At 46.5% G+C, this 22,726-nt stretch carries 15 protein-coding genes; 2 read left to right on the top strand and 13 right to left on the bottom strand.

All coding sequences use genetic code 11. The features are described 5' to 3' along the window. Positions 1-32: 32 nt before the first annotated feature. The 9 genes from H6F88_RS25415 to H6F88_RS25375 all read right to left on the bottom strand — a co-directional run bounded on the left by H6F88_RS25415 (position 33) and on the right by H6F88_RS25375 (position 15,204). Positions 33-3,578 carry a glycosyltransferase gene (locus H6F88_RS25415; RefSeq protein WP_190645603.1) on the bottom strand — a complete coding sequence of 1,182 codons (3,546 nt, stop codon included), beginning with the start codon at positions 3,576-3,578 and terminating at the stop codon, positions 33-35. A 51-nt stretch (positions 3,579-3,629) separates the two neighbouring features. Next, on the bottom strand, positions 3,630-4,685 hold the full coding sequence (locus H6F88_RS25410) for a glycosyltransferase family 4 protein (protein ID WP_190645602.1): 1,056 nt from the start codon (positions 4,683-4,685) through the stop codon (positions 3,630-3,632). Between the two features lie 6 nt (positions 4,686-4,691). Continuing rightward, on the bottom strand, positions 4,692-5,627 hold the full coding sequence (locus H6F88_RS25405) for a glycosyltransferase family 2 protein (protein ID WP_190645601.1): 936 nt from the start codon (positions 5,625-5,627) through the stop codon (positions 4,692-4,694). Between the two features lie 49 nt (positions 5,628-5,676). Next, positions 5,677-7,935 (bottom strand): glycosyltransferase, encoded by a 2,259-nt coding sequence (locus tag H6F88_RS25400; protein WP_190645600.1) that lies wholly within the window; start codon positions 7,933-7,935, stop codon positions 5,677-5,679. 16 nt (positions 7,936-7,951) lie between these two features. After that, entirely contained in the window at positions 7,952-10,381 is a 2,430-nt protein-coding gene (locus H6F88_RS25395) for a glycosyltransferase family A protein (protein WP_190645599.1), read from the bottom strand. 92 nt (positions 10,382-10,473) lie between these two features. Continuing rightward, positions 10,474-11,742 carry an ABC transporter ATP-binding protein gene (locus H6F88_RS25390; RefSeq protein ID WP_190645598.1) on the bottom strand — a complete coding sequence of 423 codons (1,269 nt, stop codon included), beginning with the start codon at positions 11,740-11,742 and terminating at the stop codon, positions 10,474-10,476. After that, positions 11,743-12,552 carry an ABC transporter permease gene (locus tag H6F88_RS25385; RefSeq protein WP_190645597.1) on the bottom strand — a complete coding sequence of 270 codons (810 nt, stop codon included), beginning with the start codon at positions 12,550-12,552 and terminating at the stop codon, positions 11,743-11,745. 25 nt (positions 12,553-12,577) lie between these two features. Beyond that, a complete protein-coding gene (locus H6F88_RS25380) occupies positions 12,578-13,675 on the bottom strand; it encodes a glycosyltransferase family A protein (RefSeq protein WP_190645596.1) in 1,098 nt (365 codons plus the stop codon). Between the two features lie 311 nt (positions 13,676-13,986). After that, positions 13,987-15,204 (bottom strand): hypothetical protein, encoded by a 1,218-nt coding sequence (locus H6F88_RS25375; RefSeq protein WP_190645595.1) that lies wholly within the window; start codon positions 15,202-15,204, stop codon positions 13,987-13,989. A 274-nt stretch (positions 15,205-15,478) separates the two neighbouring features. Here H6F88_RS25375 and H6F88_RS25370 point away from each other — a divergent pair, with 274 nt between their 5' ends. Then, positions 15,479-15,976 carry a GNAT family N-acetyltransferase gene (locus H6F88_RS25370; protein WP_242050708.1) on the top strand — a complete coding sequence of 166 codons (498 nt, stop codon included), beginning with the start codon at positions 15,479-15,481 and terminating at the stop codon, positions 15,974-15,976. On the opposite strand, the gene H6F88_RS25365 is transcribed toward H6F88_RS25370, so the two are convergent. The 4 genes from H6F88_RS25365 to H6F88_RS25350 all read right to left on the bottom strand — a co-directional run bounded on the left by H6F88_RS25365 (position 15,960) and on the right by H6F88_RS25350 (position 21,861). Next, positions 15,960-19,055 (bottom strand): tetratricopeptide repeat protein, encoded by a 3,096-nt coding sequence (locus H6F88_RS25365; protein ID WP_190645594.1) that lies wholly within the window; start codon positions 19,053-19,055, stop codon positions 15,960-15,962. The two genes, H6F88_RS25370 and H6F88_RS25365, sit on opposite strands and share 17 nt — an antisense overlap. Positions 19,056-19,471: 416 nt before the next feature. After that, positions 19,472-20,173, bottom strand: coding sequence for a hypothetical protein (locus tag H6F88_RS25360; RefSeq protein WP_190645593.1), 702 nt, complete (start codon positions 20,171-20,173; stop codon positions 19,472-19,474). A gap of 35 nt (positions 20,174-20,208) precedes the next feature. Beyond that, positions 20,209-20,991, bottom strand: a complete 783-nt coding sequence (locus H6F88_RS25355) for an actin-binding WH2 domain-containing protein (RefSeq protein ID WP_190645592.1) — start codon at positions 20,989-20,991, stop codon at positions 20,209-20,211. A 15-nt stretch (positions 20,992-21,006) separates the two neighbouring features. After that, a complete protein-coding gene (locus H6F88_RS25350; protein ID WP_190645591.1) occupies positions 21,007-21,861 on the bottom strand; it encodes an alpha/beta hydrolase in 855 nt (284 codons plus the stop codon). A 293-nt stretch (positions 21,862-22,154) separates the two neighbouring features. Here H6F88_RS25350 and H6F88_RS25345 point away from each other — a divergent pair, with 293 nt between their 5' ends. Further along, positions 22,155-22,355 carry a hypothetical protein gene (locus H6F88_RS25345; RefSeq protein ID WP_190645590.1) on the top strand — a complete coding sequence of 67 codons (201 nt, stop codon included), beginning with the start codon at positions 22,155-22,157 and terminating at the stop codon, positions 22,353-22,355. Positions 22,356-22,726 lie beyond the last annotated feature (371 nt).

Raw genomic sequence — 22,726 nt, 5'->3', positions numbered from 1 at the left:
TGTTCTTAAAGTCTAAGGGCGATCGCTATTCCTCATGGATTTAGCTTCGCAACAAAATCACGCAACTTATCAGAACCAGTGATTTCAATGCGAGGCAGAGCGAGTAGAGGTTCCTGTAGACCACACAATCCCGATCGGCAACTTAATCCAAAGGAGTAGCCACAGGCTCCTATTAGATGCTGGATGACTCGATCTTCAGCACCGTGAGGATAGGCAAAGGTTTTGACGAGATGTCCCAGTTCCCGCTCCAAAATCATACGTGAGCAAATTCCCTCTCGGATTACTGCCTCATAAGGAATTGTGGTTAGCGGATGATGGTTTGCAGAGTGTGAGCCAAATTCAACTCCTTCACTCTCTAGTTGTCGAATTTGCTGCCATTCGAGCAGGGGAATTTCTTCTCCGTAAGCCTGGTCCCAAAGATTGGTTTTGCCTACTAAATTTGCAACAAGAAAGACAATCGCTGTGAACCCATACTGCTTCAGAATTGGCCAGGCGTAGGTTTGAAAGTCTTGATAGCCATCATCAAACGTGAACATGATAGCTCGACCTGGTAACGGTCGGTGAGCTTTCATTGCGGCGTGCCAATCCTCTAGCGTAATGCTGTAGTATCCTGCGTCATATAAATAACGAACCTGTTCCTCAAAGGCATCCGGACTGACACGATAGCGAGCTGACTCCGACGCACCGCTAGGGGCAACCCGATGGTACATGAGAATCGGGAGATGATAGGTCGAAACAGACTGAACTGTCTGATCGCGAGGTGTACCTCCATTCCACAGAACATCGGCGGCAACTTGAGGTGGGGGTGGTGTAGGTTGCGGCAATTTAATCAACTCTGGAGCAGTTTGGGAGAAGAACCACCGAAACTGCGGGCTACGTTGAAAAAGCTGAATTCGATAAAGCGGAGTCCAGATTTCTCTGACTAGGTGAAGGGAGGGTGTGCTTGCTAGTATTTCCCCAATTACTTTTGCCCCAAACGGAAAGTTCCAGTTAAAGCCAGGGCGATCGGGTTCATCAATAACCAGGTTTGCATGTGCCGTTAATAAGTAACCACCGGGCGCGAGGGCATCTGCAAACTTTTGAGCCACATTCTGAAGGGTTTCTCTCTCATTAGCAAAGTAAAGTACTTCGCTACAGATAATTAAATCGAACGGTTTAGGCAAGGGTTCCTTCATGAAGTCGAGATGCATGAAGTCAACATTTTTCAAGCCAGCGCACCGTTCAGCCGCTTGTTCAAGAGCAATTTGAGAAATATCAGCAGCAGTCAAATGTTCAACATGAGGAGCCAGCTGCGCGGTGAAGTGTCCCTCAGCACAAGCAAGCTCAAGCACCCGTGCGATTGGCTTGGGAGGTAGCAAGGAGAGCGTTTGCTCATACTTGGTTTGTTCATACTGGTTCGTGTAATTCCAGTGAACGGGACCAGTTGCAAAGGTCGTTTCAAAGTAGCTGCGATTATAAAGCGGTACCTCAACTGCCTGTTTTGTATTGGAGCGGAATGTATGCGTGGAAGAGGTTTTTTGTTTTTGAACGGGACGCCAAATTAAGTCAGGTGCATAGACTACACGGGCAGCTTGTTCACTTGGCTCCAGCACATGTAGGACAGGTTCGCCAGCCATCAAAGCACAATCGCTCAGTTCACGGGCTACTGTGGCAGGAAACACTGCCCTGCGAGAAGCGCTTGTCCCAAACACATTAAAGGTACGTCGCCCTAACACCACACCTCTCTCACTAGGTGATAGGACGCGGTTAAGAGCATCAGTAGGCGAATTGTGAGAAGCTGCTTCGAGGAGTCTATCTCGGAGAGAGGTTGGCTCTGTAACAGGTCTGCCAAGAAGCCCTTCTCGAACGGCTGTGCAGCAGAGTTCATATCCTGTTGCCGCTGTAAGTGCTGCTCTAAGTTCTTGCGATCGCACCACATCATCTTTAACAGGTACCGGGACAACTCCAATAGCAACTCCACCTACTGTAAGAACTACGTCAAGCTGTTGTCCTGCAACTTTTACGTCTGACAATGTTTCACTCACTTCAAGTGTGAGCCAACCGTCACTTAAGCAACACTTTGTGCTCGGCTCTTCTGGCGCTTGAGGATCATAAAAGCTAGCCTCTGGCAAATCTGGACGTGCCCAAATCTCTTGTAGAAACACTGTCCAGCCAATCTGATTATGAATTTTCGACCAAACGATAGGTTGTTCAGACGGTAATTCTGCAAGGCACAGGTTTCCTCGTCGAATGGATGAACGAGTTTCCTGTGTTTCAATACTCAAGGAGGGATAAACAGTGTGCTCAAAGAAATGCCCTATAATTTGCCAAGCAAAGTCAGCGGCGATCGCATCAGTCAACACATAACTATGAACATACCCTTCAAAAACGGGAAGTTCTAATGTGCCGAGACAAGTTCCTTCTAGTTCAATGGTGCAATGAAGGCGTTCAACCCCTTCTGGCAAGGAAAGGTTAGGTATGGGTTCTGTAATCTCAAGCTGAATAGTATGTGAAACTTTAGTTTCCATACGTTCTGGTATTGCTAATGGCTCTGAGCAGTGCTGTTCAAGAGCAGTATAAACATCGTGATGTAATCCTGAAATTTGAGTTTGTTCCTCTAAAGCAAGTAGGAAATTGTTAACTTGCGCTTGTATAGTAGCCCAAAGTTTATTCCACTCACTTGGAGTTTGGCAGGTAGGTAAAAGCGATGCTAGGAAGAGATTTTGGACAATGTTTTGTGGATCTAGCTCAGGAGCAGGTTCATCTTTGAGAACTTCGAGCAGCGATCGCGCATCGCTACCGCTGCCAATCATGAGTCCAGCAATCCAACAGGCAAAGTAATACTTTGTGCTGGAGAGTTGGTCTGTGGGTAATCCGTTTTGGTAATTGGGATCCGGGTTCGAGATGCGTGGATCAGTTGAATGCCCTTGAGTGATTACCTGCAAACCATCTGTAAAAACTTGGAAACTGCTCATTGAAGCTGAATCCGGTCTCATCCGATACAGTGCAAGAACCTTGTAAACGGCTGCAAAAGAAGCCCCTGTGCGAGCAATCCGTTGCCACAGATCCCAATCCTCACAGGTTTTGAGCGAAGGATTAAATCCCCCAACTGACTCAAACAGTGAACGTCTGAAGATGCAGGTGTGAATTGCAAAAGCACAGTATTTTGCAAATACCTCAAATAGGTTGTCTGAGCAGGGACAGCAGTACTGGTCAATATATCTTCCATCTGGGGCAACTCGTGCCCAACCACAGTAGACCGCATCTACTTCAGCGTTTAACTTCAGCACGTTTGTCAATAGCTCAAGACAAGGAGGTAAGAGCCAATCGTCCGCATCTAGAAAAAGTAACCAGTTGGACTGAGCTAAACTAACTCCTCGATTTCTAGCTGAACTGACCCCTCCTTGAGGTTGGCTCACTACCTGAATTCGGGCATCTTTTGCTGTAAATTGAGCCGCGATCGCTGCTGTTTCGTCGCTTGAGCCGTCATCAACAACGATTGCCTCCCAGTCCAAATAAGTTTGGCATAGGAGGGAATTAAGCGTTTCAGCAATTGTCCCTGCTGCGTTATGGGCAGCGATCACGATGGATACGTTCACGTAATCTCCAGATTTTTCTTTACTTTGCTGTTATGTTTATTGCCGCACAAGCTAACTACTCATGACTTGAGAATAGAGAGCTTCATACTGAGAAGTAATATTCTTCCAATCCAGTTCTCTTGCTCGTCTGCGAGCTTCTGCTCCCATTACCTTGCAATCTACTGGATTATCAGCCAGTTCTAATATTGCGTTTGTGAGTTGTTTTGGATCGTTGTTTTGTACCAGAATGGCTTCTTTCCCTGGCAAATAAGCTTTTACAGAAGGCAAATCAGTTGATATGACAGGCAAACCACAGGCAATGCCCTCTAACAGCGCGTTGTTAGCGGTAGATTGAGTTAGTGGTAGGAACAGTAAATTGGACTGCTGATAGAGTTTCAATAAACTGGCATCATCAATCCCTTGATGAATGGTGACGTTTTCTAAGTCTTTAACTTCATCTGCGTTTGAAGAAACAACGTGAAATTCAATGTCTTCGCGCCCACTGAGTGCTTCCGCAACGGCTCGTAATGCTACAAAATCTCTTAAATATTTACCAACAGTGATGCATTTAAACTTGTCTTCTTTGGATTCATCACCTGGATGAAAGTAGGCTGTATCAATGCCATGTAGAATTGAGGAAACTTTATCAGCTCCGATCAAATTACTAAAATAAGCAACTTGTGCAGGCGATACTACCGTAACAAAGTCCAGTAGTGGAATGACTGAACGATCGAGAAGTGAGTCAAGCAGTTCAGGGGGTTGGTGGAAGGTGGCGATGACTTTAGGACGCTTTTTCCCTAATAGCTTGAGCAGCCTGGGTAGAAACTGTGGTGAGTGCTCTCCATCCAGGTAATGGACAATATCAACTTGTTGCTTCCAACACTTTTGCAGAGCTTTATACTCTGCGGTGAGGTCACTTAATTTGTACCACTGGATTCCCCGCATTTGAACTGCGTGGCGCAGCACATCTCGTAACCCTGAATGTTGTAGAGGAAAGTCTTCATCGCTGTCTGAAGCGACCCACGTATCTATGTCATATTTGTTTTGATCGATGTATCGAACAAACTGGTGGATACCAGAGTTTCCACCCCAATGCGGATAACGGGTACGAATTAAATGAATATGCATGGCATTTTATCTTTGTACTGCTCCTAACAGTCCGACGATGTGACCGACTTCGATCAGTGCAAAACACTTTTCTGTAAATTGTTTTGGATCTTCTCTAGGCAACAACAGGTGAGAAATTTTTTGGGGCGATCGCAGCAAATTCACAGCTCTGGATACAGCAGCTTGCAGCCGTCCAATTGCAGAAGGAGACTGTTCAATTAAATGAGTTGCAGCATCAGAAACTCCTTGCCAGTAATATCTCCGAAGAAACCACTGACGATCTAATCTGGTTTTTTGAATGTGATGACCAATGGCCATTTTGGGATGATAGAAGCAGGAATATCCTGCTTGCATGATTTGCTTCTCTAGAAAAACATCGCCTCCAGATAACAAGTTCTTGCCTACTCGGTCAAGCCCTGGGATAAATCCGTCAATCTCCTCCAGTACTTCTTTGGGAAATGCCATATTTGCACCGACCAACCATTCTTGAGATAGATCGGAAATGGGATGCGGAGTATCTGACCAATCAATTACAGTCAAGCCCGTAACCAACTCATCAGAAACCCAGTCTGGTCTTGGAGCTTCCCAGATCGCTTCTGCTTTTCCACCGATGCATCCAGGTCTTGGAGTTACGGTCTCAAATACCTCAAGAATCGTGTTGAGCCAACCTGGATGGGCGATCGCATCATCGTCTAAATAAGCAATGTACTTCCCTTCGGAGCTACGCCAGCCCGTGTTACGTGCATAGGAAAGTCCTAGATTTGGCTCATAAATGTATCGAATAGGATTTTCTGCTGAAAATTGCTCTACTACGTCTTTTGTAGTATCTGTTGAGCGGTTATCAACTACGACGATTTCGTATTGATCTTTAGGCATTTGCTGATCGAGCAAACTTCGAATTGCTTTGCCTAAATACCGATCTCGATTGTGTGTACAAATGACAACAGATATTAAGGGATTCATACAGGTCTAAATCAAAAATGAACGACTTGGTCAATTAGATAGAGATTCCTCAAACTGCCTGTTTTCTGATTGGTTTCAGAAAAGAGGACAAGACTTGAAAGACAGTGCTTTTGACTTTTCCAAGAATCCGAAAAGTTGCTTCTTTGAATGAAGAAAGAATAATTTGAGTCAGAAATTGCTTGCCTTGAGGTGTAGATAACTCCTGTTGAATAGACGGTACAGGGTTCAAACTACTCAGGAGCGCAATTTCTTGGGCATCACGAGCAACCAAACCTGGAAACCTTTCCAGCATTTCTCGACGCATTCTGCCGTGAGCGTGAATGCTAGGCATATTGAGAACGGAACTGTTGCCCGACCAGTCATCGGCAAGGATTTCGGGAAGTGTCACAGCAACCCATCCTGCCGCTAGAATTGCATTGAGCAAATCCCAGTCCTCGTATCCTTGATGCATTTCTGCTCTGAATTGATTGACTTCATGCAGTGTTTCTGTTCGGACGACACTGAACGGAACTGCTTCGTTCGTTAGCCATTGATAGGGAAAACTAGGACAAGGTTTCACCCAAGCTTGTTCACTACCACCCTCTCGTGCCCAACAGGAAACAACTCCAACTTCTGGACACTTGCGGAGTGTTGATTCACAGGTTTCAATAAAGTTGGGGTAGAAGATGTGTTTCGCTTCAAAGAAGGCAAATCCTAAAGGCTTACACTCAGACTGCAAGATAGTCTTGATGCCTAGGTTTTTGGCTGAAACTGGATCTCCCTTCTTGTTTTGAATAATTTGCAAGCCATCCCATTCTGCCTGCCGTAGCCCTTTCAGCGTTTGTTCATCAGTTGAGCCACTGTCTACTATGACTATTTTTATTGGCTTTTGGGATTGATTCGCTACACTCTGCAGGCATTTATCAAGAATTTCTCCATCATTGAAACAGGAGATTACAACTGCAATTCCTTCAGCGTCAGTTTTAGCAACTCGGTGAGCGGACTCATTAGATAGCGGTTGTTTTTGCCAAGGGAGATTAACAGGCAGACAGAGAGAGCGTTTTGCCTTGTGATCAACGAGCTGTTGCCTGAGTTCTAGATGTTTCTCCAAAATTCTCTCGTTGTCACACATTTGGCGAATTGAGAAGGCAGCTTTGTCACCCATCTCAGCTATTTCAGCGGGTGGGGTCTCTAAGGCTCGTTTGAGAACTGTGGCAAGGCTTTGTGAACTGGCACTGTCTGCTAGCCAACCTGTTTCACCATCTTTGATCATCTCTACCATGCCACCTTCTGGAGAGGCAATCACGGGCAATCCTGAACACATTGCCTCCACACAAGTGTTGGGAAAGTTTTCCCAGCGGGATGGCACAACAGCAATGCGCGATCGCCTCAAAAAACGTGGTAAAACGGAACGATTTTGCCTACCCCGAAAATGAAATCTTGCTTTGAGATGATCTGGAATTTGCCGTTCAACAAATTCTTCTCCACTGATTCGATGAGAACCTAGGCAGTTGGTCCCAATAAATTCAAACTGAGCTGTTGGATGGCTCTCAGCTACCTCCACTGCAGCCTCAATCCATTCCAGTACGCCTTTTCGTCGCTCTAGCCGCCCTATATAAGAGATGTTGCCTTGCTGCCAGGTTTCTGAGTCGCGCTTTAGCGTTGGATTATCACCGATTGGTAGAGGAATGACTTGAATACTTCCTTTTGTTAATCCGTAATGAGTTTCTGCTTGGTTAGCAAAGTATTGACTGGGGCACAGCAATGCATCCGCTGCCCCAATGCTATAGTCCTCCAACCGTTTGGCGGTCAACAGATTGGGCAAACTGATATCCCAGTCGTTATGCTGAGCAATAAATTCTGTGGGAGAGTGTAGGTGAATTAAACAAGGGGGCGTTTGTTTTGGTCCAAGTCCTAATGCCCGCCGCAACTGGAAGTAGTAGAGAGGAGCCTCATAATCCTGTGCCTCGATCAGATCAATACCCTCTTCTTCAACCAGTTGTTCTGCGAGTAAGCTTGCCTGCCAGGAAAAGGCTTGAGCCGGAAAGCAGGACTGGGAGAGCGCCTTCACTTCTTTTGCTCGTTGCTCAGAATTGGGGCTTCGTAGGAGAAAGGAGTCCCAATCATCAAGCGGTACACGGTGAATAATGAGTCTGCCCTGGCATTTCTCCTCAATTCGCTTGGCGGCACCTGCCCAAAGCTGTGTAATCACATGTACCGTCTCGCCACTTTCGGCAAGCAGGCGGGCAATGTGCATGACGTAAGTTCCAATACCTCCGGGTGGAAAGGGTGCAGGAGGATATTCGCCACAGATAATTAGGTGTTTCATAGGAGAATTGAAATACTCAAGTTCTTTTAAAGCGACCGATAAACCGTTGGATAGCTGCCAGACATTTGGGAATCGGGGTAGATGCAAGAGCAGTGTACAGATTGCTCACTTGCGTCAGTACAGGTGAGTTAGCAGGTGGCTCTGTATAGGCGAGTTGTTTCCACTGATGCTCTAGCTGCATGGCGATCGCTACTGCAAACTTAGAAACCACATCTTGATGAGTTGTCAAAAACAGTTCTCGCATCACCTGATTTTGTACATCTGTCATGCTGCGATAAAGTGAGTCTTGGCGGATGCGATACTTCATCAACTGCATTGGAATGGTGACAATCATCCACCCTGCTGCTAGCATTCGAACGCTGAGTTCCCAGTCTTCATAGTTATATCTTTGGCGAGTGTCGTAGCCACCAAGCTGTCGGAGGAGAACAGTACGAGTCAAGCAGGGAATAAATACACTGTTTTCAATCAGCAGAAATGGTAGTTCTGGTTGAGGGGAGTTCCAGAATCCATCTGGGATACCTGTCCCAAAAATAGAAGCCCAGGCTGCAACACCACCCAACAGAGGATACTGCTGAAGCAGGTGTTGAGCGAGCGAGTAAAACTGTGGTTCAATCAAGTCATCGCCATCTAGAAAAGAGATAAATTCTCCGGTTGCCGCTGCAAGTCCAGTATTTCTGGCAGCCGCTAGCCCCCCGTTACGTTTGCGAATTACCCTTAGGGGCAATCCTTTGCTAGAAGCGATCGCTTCTAATTCTCGAATGGTTGTAATGGTTTCTTCGCCCTGTGACCCGTCATCAATAATGAGTACTTCATCCGGGCACCGCTCAGACTTCCAGATGCTCTCTATCGCTTCCTTGAGCATGGCTCCCATCTCATAACAAGGCACAACTACAGACAACGTGCCTGGCTGAATGTGAGAATTGCTTTCTGGTAGGGAAGGGGGTTGATTTTGTTGGGCAAGGGTTTGTAAAGGGAAACGGCGATCGCCTAATAGCAGCGCGACTCCCGACAAATCTTGTGGTGGAGGAGGACTAGCCAGGAGTTGCCCTAAGCTGGTAGCAGTTTCATCAAGCAACCGCTGTCTTCCTTCACCTCGATGAGCTTCAACAACTTGGCGGCACAGGTTTTGTCTAATCTGATCTAGCTGCTGCAAATCTGCTTGTGCAATCCATTGCAAGTGATTTGCTAAAGTTTCTGGGTTGGGTTCTCCCTGAATCAAGACTTCTTGGGGTAAAGCTGTTCCGGCTGCAAGTCCTTCGGCTGCTGCTGGGGACAACACCACAAAAGAGCAACGGGCTAGTTCTGCCCAAACGTTCGGTAAGTACTCAAAATTACTGGGATATAAACGAACCCGGAAACCTTGTGTAATTTGTGGATAGTCCCGCTGCCATTGCCATTGGCGATCGTGCACCAATTCTCGGACAAATCCGCGTGAAGACCAGTAATGTGTAAACTCCCTAGGCTTCATGGGAGCAAAAGTCATTTCAGGACCGGAACTTATTACAGGTTGTTCTAGTCTTAGTTCTTGACGGTTTAACTGTGCAACCGCGTCTAATGTATTCAGCACTCCTGACGCAGCTTCCTGCGGTTCATAGAGAAAAAACTGGAGAGACTGGTAACTCTGGGCAGGATGGTTCGCTGCGTAGGCGATCGCATCTAGACAAGACGCTTCTACAAATCGAGGGGCTAAAACAGGAAGGGAAGCTTCAGGTAGTCTTCCGGCAATCGCCGTTTCTTTTCCTCTCAGTCCAAAAGCTAGCGTCAGGTCGGCGAGTGCTAGCGATAAGTCTTCCATTTGACGGCGGATGACGGCATGACGGAGCCATTCCCCTTCTTGATTGGCACGTTGACGGGTAAGTGAGGGATCTGTTACAACCACGCCGAAGGGCACATCTAGTTGATTTGGAGCATGGGTTGCCCGTGCCATTTGAGAGACATAGCCAACTCCGCCCCACATAGGCAGAATTACAGCTTGAAAAGGATCTTGCTGATGAAGTATTTTAAGTTCTCTCAGAAGACAGTAGGATGCGAAAAACAATAAGCCACTGTCGTTGATGAGTCCATGCGATCGCGGGCTTAAGCCACACTCCTCAAACGGCAACCCGTAGTCTGGATCGACTGCAGGAAGTGAGACTTGCTTAACTCGCTCCGACTGAAAGTCAACCTGCATGTGGCTAAAATCAGGTGGCGTACTGGGGCGAGTGGATGGCGTAGGGGTCCACAATTTTCTAACTTCATAATTTCGCCACTGATCCCAACTCAGAACTGTAATGCGACAATCTAGTTGCTCTGCAATTTCTGCAACAGGAAGCCCTAACCCTCTAGCGGCTTTTATCTCCTCTGGCTCGTCTGCATACAGCTCCGCTACTCCTTCATATGCCTCGACGATCACGAGATGAAGGTTGCTGTTCGATGCCGGATTTTCAGAAGTTGTCGAGTAAGCCATATCTGTCATCTCGCAATAGGTAGCACGGGCAGCCTCGTAGTTAATGCACGTCGTACTTCAGATTTGTCTCGAAACAGTTTCACTAGATTGGTCTAGTGACCTCTGTGTGCAAGGGTTTGAGCATTGTCAAACTCCCACTGATGAGGCACACTCAATATTCCCTTCTCATAGCCACTCTGCCGAATCAGCAAAGGATAAACATGCCAATGGTGATCGTAGGCATAGTTCCACTCCGACTCATAAATGCTCACGTTGACGTAGTACTGTCCGCTGTTGAGATCCAACCTCTTTAAGTGAAGCGTGATTTTCCCCTGTCCCTGAATTGTTGGTGTCGCTTGTCCAGTTGCTGCTGTGTTTGTGTCGTAACAAGCAAGTTGGTCTTCACGGGTTATCGTCACTCCAAAGATGGGGGAAGCGATCGGCTGAGGCGCTGAATATTCAATCTCGATTTGTAGTGCGTCACCACTGTGCAATTCTTTAACGGGGAACCCTGCTGCACTTAGCAATTGCACGTTTGTAATCTGCATTTCCAGAGAACCAAAGCGATTTTCGTGTAGCCTCAGTTCAATGCCGGACTCTGTAGTTGAAGTTAAATGTTCTTGTGGTGTGCGTTGATGTGTTCGATTACTGATTTCGGCAACATATTGTCCGATCACGATTTCGGGTTCACCATGCGCGACCAATTGCCCCTCACGCAAATAGATGACTTCATCACAAAGCTGCTGGATTTGAGACTCATCATGGGAAACTAGGATGATGGCGCATCCTTCTGCCTTAAACTGGTTAATTCGGTCCAGACATTTTCGCTGAAACGAAAGATCTCCTACCGTGAGCACTTCATCCAGGAGCAAAATTTCAGGAGAAGTATGCACAGCGATCGCAAAGCCCAGTCGCAATCTCATCCCTGTGCTGTAAGTACGTAGAGGATTATCAATTGAAGACTCTAGCTCTGCAAATCCCACGATTGAGTCAAAGCGTTGCTGCACCTCACGTCGCGTTAGCCCAGATATCACGCCGCTCACAAAAACATTTTCTCTCCCAGTCAGGTCAGGATGTAATCCCACACCCAAGTCGAGCAAAGCCCTAACTTTGCCGTAAGTTCTGATTTTTCCCTTGTCAGGTCGCCCGATTCCCCCCAAAAGCCTGAGCAACGTTGATTTGCCCGACCCGTTGCGGCCAATTAGCCCCACCATCCGTCCCGGCTCAATGCTAAAGCTAACATCACGCAGTGCCCAAAACTGGTCGATGGGTTTCATGCGACGCAGTCCGCGCAAAATTGCTTCTTGCAGCGTCGTGGGTTTATTTGCATGATATCGAGTGAACTGCTTGTATAAGCCCTGCGCGAGAATGGCGTGCTGCATTTACAATTCCTCTGCAAAACGGTAGCTTGCTCGTCGAAAGATCCGATAAGTACCAAACAAAAGACCCAGAGACATCAAAGCCAAGAACAGAAGTGGTAGCAAGCCCGGCAGCGCGCCTTCAAGCAATACAGTACGATAAGCCTCGATCAAATAAGTCATCGGGTTGAGATGAAACGTTTGAAGGTATTGGGCTGGAATCGTATCCGTGTCATAAAAGATTGGAGTTAGGTAAAAGACCAGATTAAGAAGAACTCCTAAGATGTGTTGAGTGTCGCGAAACGTGACGTTAATAGCAGCAACCAGATAAGTCAGGCTGAGAGTCAGTAAGAACTGGATCAAGATGAGAATAGGAAGCAGTGCAAATGCTGGCTTAAGCCAACCTCCCTCATTTCCTAAAAACAGGAGCAGGATCGGGAGAGATAACAAAAAATTTACAAGATTAGTCGTGACAGCAACAATCGGTAGAATCGCAACCGGAAATCCGGGCTGCCGAATCAGTTCCCGACCATCTGTAATTGAACTAGCTCCCCGGAACAAAGAGGCTTGAAACCAAGTCCACACCAACATGCCGCTGAAGGCGAAGGCTGCATAATTGGGAATATCAAGGGACAGAACTAAGCGAAAGATGAAATAATAAACCACTAATTGCATTAGTGGCGTGACAAAAGACCATGCAATGCCTAGCATCGATCGCTTATATTGCAGCTTAATATCGCGACCAACCAACTCACGAATCAAATCGTAAATGTATTGAATCTGATGAACTTGATCGCGGCGCAAAGACTTTTTGATGTATCGGCTAGATGCCATGGTTTTCTCTCCCTCTCACTAAACCTTAGATTGCCAACAATAGGCGGTGTAGCACGTGCCCAGCAAACAGCTTGAATTTGATGCTAAAGTGCCTGGATTGAAGCTCTGCGATGCTTATGAGATGGGGGCTTTGTCCAGATCTGCGATAGATCTGATCTGGACTATTTAGGGAGAATATAGATTTCATGGATCGGATGCTTAGCCTTAACAGACTTTTTAGGCTAAGCATATATAGTCCATAGCGTATTAGTGGAGTGATGTAGTCTGCCTTTAAAGCTTGTACAAGCCAAAACAGAGTACCGCAGTCATTGCCATATTGACTGCTCTGCCGAGCAAGGTACATATAAAAACTGCTGCTAGAGAGTCGATAGAGCAGAGTGGGCATTTCTGGATGTTTGTTTTGGACTGTTTGGAGCATCAAGGCATGAGATCTTGCCATCTTCTTAAAGTTGCCTGACATGCTGCTGGAAATCTTGCGATAGCCGATCAAGAATTCTGGAATAGCCCGAAATTGATAATATTCAGCAATTCTTAGATACAAATCCCAGTCTTCACAACCTTCAGCTCCTTGCTTTCTTAGCTCCTGATTGTAGTAGCCTACTTTTTCCAGACAAGTTCGACGGACTAGAGAAGCACTAGCATTCCCTAAAAAGTTATGACAGATTAGTGCTTTGTAAATATATCCTCCGATGTTTGCGGCTCTAAATTCGCCAGTCGGAACATCTTTCTCGTCAATATCTACTGACCAGGAATATACTAGTCCGACAGTTTCATCAGATGTCAGAAAGCATTGAACTTGCTTTTCAATGTTTTGGGGATACCAGATGTCATCGGCATCGAGGGGAGCGACGAACTCACCTTTGGCATGTTTGATGCCCAGGTTACGGGCAGCGGCTACACCGGAGTTAGGTTGCTGAAGTAGGTGAATGCGGCGATCGCCCTCAGCCATTGCTTGAACAATTTCAACGGTGCGATCGGTGGAGCCATCGTCAATGACTAGGACTTCCAGGTTTTTGTAGGTTTGAGATAAAACGGAAGTGAGAGTTCTCTGAATAAAAGCTTCTGCGTTGTATGCTGGAATGATGACTGAAACTAAAGGCGAAGCCGTTAAAACACTTTTCATCTAAGAATTCCTTAACTACCAAAGGGGGACTTTGCTGGGGGTAGTAATGCTTAAAACTTGGGTTTCAAGTTCTGAGTTGCAGATTATAGAGCGATTAATTGAATGATTAACTGAGGGAATGTGCAGGGGCAATCAGGATCAATTATTTTCATTAGTCTGCACAACCGTAAATGCTCTAGGTAGTACGTAGCAGTCCCTGTAGAATCACTTATGAGTATCATACGTTACCTGCAATTAGTTGTGTCGCAGAGTGTGCAGACTTCATTTATTCTTTATCTACTGCTAAACAACTCCGTGTTTTTACTTTAGAACTACAAAGATTGCCTAAACAAACCACTATCTTCCGGAGTAGCAGTCTTAGCCTTTTGAGAATCATTTCCTGCACCCTGAAATCTACTATCCAGGATGTTGGTTGATTTGAAGTACCAAAATACTACAAGCAACGGCAGCGTATATTTGTCCCAAGGGTAGGCTTTGAGCATGAGTCCGCAGTTGACAAATAGCAGCCAGAAGGCAAGGTTGGCTCGCGAAAAACGTACACAAGTTAGAAAAGCCAAAACATAAAATACTGCCAGCACGACTGACGGAGCGGGCAAGAAATTCTCAATTTTAATGAGTAATCCGTGTGCTTCTAGAGGCGGAAAAAATACAAAGGCAGGTAACAAACCAAGCATTAAAGCAACATTTCTAAAGCTAAGAATTTGTTTGAAGCTGAAGCTTCTGCTAAACAAAATCCACTCTGGAATGACAAAGTAGAGTCCGATGCAACTCAGGAAGTATAGGCTAGGACTGAGCGAAAATGACCAGGTTGCCTGTTGTACAGAGGGTGTGCTTTGGGTGGCGATCGCTGCTTCTGGTGCGAGGCCTTTAAACAGCCAAAGCCATCCTAGAATCGTTGCTGCTGCTGCTATGGGTGCTAACTGTCGCGGACGAAATTGAAATCCAGCTTTAAGGGAAGACATTAGCTCATAGGCAGCTAGCGCTACTGGAAAAGCCAGCATGTATTGGCGGGATGCGATCGCCAAGATGAACGATACACTGCTCCACAAGTGCTGGTTGCGGAGATAGAGCCAGAATCCTAAAAAGACAAAAAAGGTAGCAATGATATCTGTATAAAGATGAGTACTTAACCAAAGATAATACGGAAAAATTAGTAGTCCACAAGCCGCTAGTATGCCGTTTTTGCTTTTTTGAGCAAGTGGAAATACAATTAGACAAACCATCACCAATGAGAGAATTAGGTTGAGCAAACGACCTGTGAAGATGCCGTTGCCAAACAGATACTCAAGCACGCCAAAAACAATAAATGGTAGTGGTGTGTTGAGCGCTCCATAGTTTCTAAGCTGGTTTAAGTCAGGAACAAGGCTTTGGCTAAACAGTAAACTTGCTTCCCAAAAGTGTTTCTCATCCCATATCAGCGGAAAACGGAGCTGATCGTAGAACAAAAATAGGGCAGAGTAGATAATGAACAGTCCTAAAAAAATCAGCCCTGAGAATTTTGGTGGTAGGATACCTTTTAATACATTCATTGCTAGCTGTTGAGCCCCTTGTTAAATCAACGAACTTAGCGTGGTATAAGGTTTTGACCACGTTACGCCAAATTTCTGTCTGAATCCTCATCTCCTTGCTTCAACAGATTTGTCGGACCGTCAGTGAATAACTGAACAGAGTTGTAGGGACGATTGCCCCAGTTCAATAATTCACAATTCTCAATGTTCTTCCGGAGTATTCAGACAAAAGCTTTAACGGGCTGCTCCATTTAGCTGTTTCAGAGACTTTTAGGAGCTTTCTAAGAAGATGAGCATGATGAACGTTCGAGTTGCTCAAGAATCGGATTTGGCAGAACTGGCAGAGTTGTTTCACCAATCTGTTTTGTCTACCGCACCTCAGCGCTACACTCCAGAGCAAACTGTAGCGTGGGCTTCTACAGCAACTGATGCCGATCGCTTTCGCCAACTCATTTTGCAGCCAACTACCTATGTGGTGGTGGATAACACTGGGATTCTAGGTTTTGCAGGCATTGCAGCGGATGGACATATAGCATCAACCTATGTCCGTAGCGATCGCATCCGTCAAGGTCTCGGTTCTACACTGATGCAGGTAATTCTCGATCACGCTAGCCGTAACGGAATTCAACGCCTTTATGCAGAAGCTAGCGAATTTAGTTTAGGGCTGTTCAAAAAATTTGGTTTTTATCTTTATGACACTGAAATCGTTGAACGGCAGGGTGTACAGTTCAAGCGTTATTTGGTCAAACGACATCAAAATCAAATTCACACCCAAGTCACAACAGAGGTTTAATCACTTCAAGCAATCGCCCTACCTGCTTTTCCCAAGTCCAATCTTGCATAAAGTGAGTGGCATTGATGCCTCGCTGGTAAGCTTCCTGGCGGTTTGTATAAATCGCTTCCAATACTTCAACCAGTTCTTCAGGGTCAGACTCTCCCCATCCTGCAACACCTGAATAAGACTGTGTTGGTTTTACTTCACCTTGAGTCTTAAGTGAGTAACAGTGGTTTTCATCAATTAAATCTAAATGTCCTGTGTTGGCAGAGAGGATTGTTGGTACCCCACAGGCGAGGCTTTCCATCGCCGCCAGGTTTGTTCCTCCTTCACAGCGATTGGGGAAGACAGCCACATCTGCTTCTCGCAAAATTTGTCCCACCAGGTGATTGGGAATTAGTCCCACATCCATGCAGGCGGTGGTTGGAATACCATTGTCGGCTAACCAATTCTGAATTTGTAATCGTCTATCAGAACTCACTTTAGGTAAGCCAGCTACATGTCCGGCTTGCTCTAACTCAATCATGGTTTGTGGCCAAAAGTTGTGCCACGCGGTAAGCAGCAATGCTTCTGGGTGACGTGAGTGGAAGATGCGAAAGGCTTTAATTACAATATCTTGCCCTTTGCGATATTCCAGCTTACCCCCAGAAAATATGACGAAGCGATCGCCCAACACACCCGACCGAGGTGCAGGATGAAAAATCGTCGGATCAATTCCCTGGGGCACCATGCAAACAGGATTGCAGCCGTAGCTCTTTAGCACCTCAGTATTCCAGCTTGAGCCTGCCAAGATTAGGTCATAAGAATTTGCTCGTGCCAGTGCAGTTTGGCTCAGTTGCGTATCTTCAAAAAAAATCACGCCGACATTATGTTTTCCGCTGACCCGTTCCAACTTTGGAGTGGTTTCAAACTGGTTGCCCAAAGCTTTCAGCAACAAAAAGTTTCCCTTCAAGGCTTTACCAGGATTTTGCTGAAGAATCTGCTCAATTCGCTGCGGCTCGTTAAATAGGGGACTTAAAAGTGCCTGATGCAACGGGTTGAAGTCCGCCGAGGTGAATGGAGGCAGTAGAGTAATCGGCTTGAACTCGCGAGTTTTAAGCAATTGCAGCGTCAGATTGGTGCCGTAGATGCCCCAGCCCGTGGCAGCGCTAAGTTCCCAGCCGATGCTGATGGAGTGGAGACTTGGAGCTGAGGGTTGGGGAGTGGAAGCTGGGGGTTGGGGATCAGGGGTTGGGGATTGGGGTCTTAGAGTTTTGGTTTTTAGGGTTTGAATGGTTTCGGTAAGGACGCTATCCCAATCACCAGGGGTGGGTTGGCGGAACAGGCGAAGGGTGGGGTACCAGGGGCTATCTGAGCGATCGCACATCCAGCGCCAGTCAGCAGCAAAAGATAGCAGCACCCAAACGGGGCGACCCAGCGCTCCAGCCAAGTGACCGACTGAGGTGTCAACGGTGATAATCAAATCAAGCTGCATCATTGCAGCGGCAGTGTCAGCAAAATCTTTTAGCTGAGGGCTCAGATCTTGGATAGCACTAGCGTTTGGCAGCTGCGTCAGGTCTGCTGTTCTTGCGCCTTTTTGTAGACTATAAATCTGGACGTTTGGAACTTCCAGCAGTTTCATAAATTGACTGAGAGAACAGGAGCGATCTCGATCGCTGCGATGATCGGGACTGCCTGCCCAAACAACTCCCACTTTGAAGCGATCGGACGGTGCATCAAGGCGAAAATCAGAAGCAGGCGCTTTAAGGTAGGGAATCTGAGCTGGAATCGTATTTAACGTAGTCCCGAAAATGTGCGGCAAGCTGAGCAATGGCGCATGGACGTGGAATTCCGGTAGGGGAGTGCCTTTGGCAATTACCTGGTTAATTTCAGGAACGGTTTGCAGCAGCCTGATTAGCGCTTCCTGACACTCTACAATCACCCGCCCGCCGCGCTCAGCTATCAGCGGCGCGTAACGAATAAACTGAATCGTGTCACCAAAGCCTTGCTCGGCGTGCAGCAAAATTGTTTTGCCGTTCAGGTAAGACCCATCCCATATCGGTTGAGTGAAGGCAGGAAGTGACTTGAAGTTTGGCCCTTTTACCTGCCAGCGCCACTCGTATTCCTCAAAGCCTTGGGCTAGCTCGCCTGCCAGCAGCAGTGACAATCCCCGATTGAGGTGAGCATCCGCATAGTCAGGCTGAAGCGAAATTACCTGTTGATAGGCTGCAACTGATTCAGCAATTTTGCCCTGTTCGCATAGCGCTAAACCTAGATTGTTGTAGGCATCCGCATAGTTGGGTTTGAGGGCGATCGCCTGACGATAACAGGTGACACATTCATCCAGCTTTTTCAAATCTTTCAGCGTATTGCCCAGGTTGTAATAAGCATCCGCATAGTCAGGCTTCAGCGTTAGCGCCTGCCGATAAACCTGCACCGATTTCGTTAACTGCCCTAACTCTTGCAGGGCTGCCCCCAAGTTGTTGTAGAAGGTGAAATTTTCGGGTTGCAACGCCAACGCTTTTTGGTAGCAAGCGATCGCTGCCTCAAATTTCTTCAGCCCCTGGAGGGCATTTCCCAAATTGTTGTGGATATCAGCATTGTCTGGTTTCAGCGTTAGGGCTTGCTGATAGTGAGCGATCGCCTGCTCAAATTCGCCCTGATCCTGCCGCACCATGCCCAGGTTGTTATGCGCTTCTGCATAGCGAGGTGCAAGGGAAATGGCTTGCTGATAATGGGCGATCGCCTGCTCCAAATCACCTGTTTGGCGAAACAGGTTGCCCAAGTTGTTGTGAACTTCTGGATAGCTGGGCTTGAGTGCCAAAGCTTGTTGATAGTGAGCGATCGCTAGATCAAACTGCCCCTGTGCCCGGTGAGCGACACCCAAATTGTTGTGAACAAAGGGATTGTCAGGCTTGAAACTCAACGCCCGCTGATAGCAAGCGATCGCATCGAGCAAGCGTCCTGCCTGGTGAAACGTCATTCCCAAGAAATGCCAGACCTCGGTGTAGTCAGGATGCTCTGCCAAAATTTGGCGATATGCCTGTTCTGCTTCAGCTAGCCGTCCAGATTGATAGTGCTGGTGGGCGATCGCTAGTGCATCAGAGAGGGAAGCCATTGGGGAAATGAGGGGTGAAGGATGAGAAGTTAGAGCGTACTGCTCTACCCTTCTTTCAGTCTGTTTCTAGCTCCGTCTGGAGTAATTTAGGCTGATTTCCACAGTGTAAACAGGATTCCATGAGAAGAATGAGGGGGTGTCCGCAAAATACGCAGCTTCTTTCTAACGAGTTGCTGATTTGGTCGTGTAGCAACTGCTCTCGGCACTTTAAGCAATCAAAAAACTCATCCTGACTCTTAACCGCAAAATGGCAACAGTTCAGGCAGCGTTCAACTTTCCAATTCACACTCAGCATAGCTTTGAGCCAGACAACAAATCAGTTACAACAGTCTGGCACGAAAACTTGTCATCTGTCTGTAGAAAGATTCGCATAGTATCTATGGCTGTTCTGAGCAATCCCCCGATTTCCAGTTCTCTTATCGCTCAAACTTTCTGATTTCCTGATGTACGCTCATGCCAATCTCAAGTGCTTCATTCAAAAGCTGCCCATATTCATCTGCCTGGTTATTCACCTGCAAATTTTGCAGTGCTGCTAAATTGGTTTCGATGTTGTTAAATAACTCATGCCGACGGGCAATAAAGCGCTTGTGTTTTCGTAAAATTTTTTCAGTCATTAATGCACAAACTAAGCTTTCTCTTGTAGCGGTAAGGGCAGCTAAAACTTCTTTCCGATCGATCAGGCTAATCGTTGAGTTTTTCACCGAACCGAGTTCATCAATCACATCAACTGCTGCAATAATTTCATTGTGTTTATCTACCTCATCTAGCAAGTGAGCCAGTATTTTCATACTTTTTCCTTTCTGCCACATGTAGAAGTTCCACAGCAGGGCGATCGCCACCGACGCTCCAAAACTAATCTGTAGAAATTGTGCAGTGCTGCTAGCATCTCCCGTTAGCCCACCAAAGCTACGAGCTAGGATTAAACCAATTGGCAAGCAAAGAATTAGAATTAACCCAAACGTAAAAACTTCAGTCATTAGAAACGAAAGAAGCCTTTTGGGATAGCGAATAATCGAAGGTCGCCATGCACCACCCACAAAGACTTCATTTACATCTAGACCTGATAAGTTTTCCAATTCCTTTTGGGTAATTCTCAGTTCCTCCAGGTCAGACTGCATAAGTAACCTGCTCTTAATCTTGGCAACACTTAAAACTATTGAAGGCCCAAAACAGTGAAGATTATTCGAATCACCTGTTGATAAAAATTGCTCTCGATTTCACTGCGAAATAGCTGAAAAGGCTCTCCAGGTGCACCAAAGAAGGGTCTGAGCGTCCATCCTAACTGGCTGCCTACCAGAGCATAAAGGAATAACCAAAATTGCAGCAGCCTTGTTCGCATCCTTTGACTTTTATCCTCTACAGGAATTGCATCTTTCACACTGACAAAATCTTCTGACGGATTTTCTGCCTCGTCCAATTTAACCAACGGCTCTCTTGATTTGAACGTCTTGTAATTTGCTTCTGTAACAAATTGCATTCCCTGATAAAACAATTTCACGCCAATTACTCCAGTGAGTGCAAGGATAGCAATGTTTAGTAGCAGGAAGAATTCGTAATCTCGAATTGAAACTAGGAAAAACAGAGTGACTGGAGCAAAGCTGAATAGCAAAACACTGATTACTGAGACTGTTGTCAAAATCAAAGCAGCATATTGATTGAAGGCCAGTGTAGACCCAAATAAAATGTCAAAGAAAAACAGCGTCGGCAAACAGATAATCAGCGTAATTAGATACAGAGCCGGAAGTTTTACAGCTGATGAAATGACTTGAGGTATGCTGCTGTTTGCGCCAATAATTGCGCCATAAATTGCAAAAAAGATCGAGCTTGAGATCAGCAGCGAAACGATTTTGCTTTCAATCTTAATACCTTGACGAATTTCTTCTAGAAAAAGCGTGCGATCGCGCAGCAGCGTAATCAAAACGGCAAAGTATTTCACAGAAACTCCTGCTTATCATGGTGAGGGTTGATGAGGCGAAGCAGTAGATACACGGCTCAAAAATGGCAGGATCAGTTCAGCCATTTCGGAGGCATAACCCTGAGGTAAAGCGTGGTCAGCACCGGGAATCACTACAATCTCAGCCCCCGAAATTTCGGAGGCGTAGGTCTGCGAGTGCCACAGTGGAATCGTTTCATCGCGATCGCCCGTAATCACCAGCGTTGGCACCCGCAACCGATGAATTTCCTTTTCAACTGTGTCGATCGCATCTTCAGGACGGAGTCGATCGACCAAAAACGATCGGGCCGCAGGTTGAGCATTTAGCTCCCGCCGAAACCAGCTAATCCGCTCCAATCCTTCTCGCTGTCCAACAACACCAGCGAAGGGCTTTACCAGCCAAAGCATTCCATCCACCAGTGGGGTTTGCCACAGCAGCGGACGTAGCGCATCATAGCGCCCACAAAAACTGTCGTCTCGAATTCCCGCCGGAGCCGCTAAAATCAAAGCGCTGACGGAGTTCTCGTAATCAAGCGCATAGGCTGAAGCGACCCATCCACCCAGCGAATGCCCCACAATTGCTACGGAACCCAGGTTGAGCGTTTCCACAAATTGCCGCACAAAAGCAACCTGCTTGGCGATGTCATAGCGAATTTTGGGCTTAGACGACGCACCAAACCCCAGCATGTCTAAGCTGATGCAGCGATAGTGAGGCTGGAGCAGTTGAGTGAGCGATCGCCAACAGCTTCCTTCGCCCATAAAGCCATGCAGAAACAAGACAACTGGACCTTGCCCTGTCTCTGAATAGGCAGCCTGGTAGGGTAAGTCATTATTAGATTGGCTATTCAGCGTTAGAATCTGCTTGGCGCTCATGGTGCGTGGGAACCTTAGAGTAGATGTTGACGAGTAAGGGATGCTGGCAGGCGACAAATGTGGACAGGCGATCGCACCTGAAAATACTTCAGGCAAGTTCGCCCAAATTTTGGGAAAGTTTGCCGCCAGATTTCAATGAAGTTTATACTTCTCAACAGTTAATCCCAAAAGGATTACACTTCATTGCAAAACGCAAAACAAAGGAACGTTGAAATGATACGTTCTACATGTCAGTTTTTGACATCCTTTGACTTTGATACCCTTTGACGCAGAGTTTAGAGAGGAAGAACACTTTGGCTTCGCAATCCGAACAGCTTTCAAATCCTGCACTTCGAGAGGACTTCAGCGAGTACGTCGCTCACCTACAGCTTCACATGGCGTTACAGGCTCGTAATCTGGTTCCCACCCTGACGCAAACCATTGACAGCCGCGAGCAGCTGCTGCATCAGACCCAGGCTAATTTCGAGAAATTTGTCTCTCGTCAAGTTCTCTAGCCGTCGGCTTGCTTTCAGGGGCAATCTGCTTTCAGATATAACTTCCCAAATCGGAGCAATTTGTCTCCGATTTTTTGCTGTATTGGGATATTTCGCTGGTATGGATTAGTAACGCTAAATTGCGGATTTATTAAGTTTCTCAGTCCTAATCTTGTTGAAGCTATACTAAAGGGCACTTCAGCAAGAAAATGTGTGCTGAGGGCAAAAGATTAAAGACGTTTCAAACTTAGCACTGAAGAAGATTACAGACTTCTTCAAATTAACAACTTGTCTTGTCAATAAAACCTGAACACCGGGAATCATAGGCTAGATTAATGCCCAAGCTTAATGAGCAAGGCAATAGGTAACTGTCAAACGGGCGTTTGCTCCTC

Source organism: Oculatella sp. FACHB-28, assembly GCF_014696015.1.
Taxonomy (GTDB): domain Bacteria; phylum Cyanobacteriota; class Cyanobacteriia; order Elainellales; family Elainellaceae; genus JAAUTN01.
This window is presented reverse-complemented; position numbering and strand designations above follow the sequence as displayed.

Bases quoted from the DNA above. Each gene is read 5' to 3' on its own strand.
- H6F88_RS25405 (WP_190645601.1), bottom strand. From the start codon at position 5,627: ATGAATCCCTTAATATCTGTTGTCATTTGTACACACAATCGAGATCGG.
- H6F88_RS25370 (WP_242050708.1), top strand. From the start codon at position 15,479: ATGATGAACGTTCGAGTTGCTCAAGAATCGGATTTGGCAGAACTGGCA.
- H6F88_RS25390 (WP_190645598.1), bottom strand. From the start codon at position 11,742: ATGCAGCACGCCATTCTCGCGCAGGGCTTATACAAGCAGTTCACTCGA.
- H6F88_RS25375 (WP_190645595.1), bottom strand. From the start codon at position 15,204: ATGAATGTATTAAAAGGTATCCTACCACCAAAATTCTCAGGGCTGATT.
- H6F88_RS25380 (WP_190645596.1), bottom strand. From the start codon at position 13,675: ATGAAAAGTGTTTTAACGGCTTCGCCTTTAGTTTCAGTCATCATTCCA.
- H6F88_RS25400 (WP_190645600.1), bottom strand. From the start codon at position 7,935: ATGAAACACCTAATTATCTGTGGCGAATATCCTCCTGCACCCTTTCCA.
- H6F88_RS25395 (WP_190645599.1), bottom strand. From the start codon at position 10,381: ATGGCTTACTCGACAACTTCTGAAAATCCGGCATCGAACAGCAACCTT.
- H6F88_RS25385 (WP_190645597.1), bottom strand. From the start codon at position 12,552: ATGGCATCTAGCCGATACATCAAAAAGTCTTTGCGCCGCGATCAAGTT.
- H6F88_RS25360 (WP_190645593.1), bottom strand. From the start codon at position 20,173: ATGCAGTCTGACCTGGAGGAACTGAGAATTACCCAAAAGGAATTGGAA.
- H6F88_RS25350 (WP_190645591.1), bottom strand. From the start codon at position 21,861: ATGAGCGCCAAGCAGATTCTAACGCTGAATAGCCAATCTAATAATGAC.
- H6F88_RS25365 (WP_190645594.1), bottom strand. From the start codon at position 19,055: ATGGCTTCCCTCTCTGATGCACTAGCGATCGCCCACCAGCACTATCAA.
- H6F88_RS25410 (WP_190645602.1), bottom strand. From the start codon at position 4,685: ATGCATATTCATTTAATTCGTACCCGTTATCCGCATTGGGGTGGAAAC.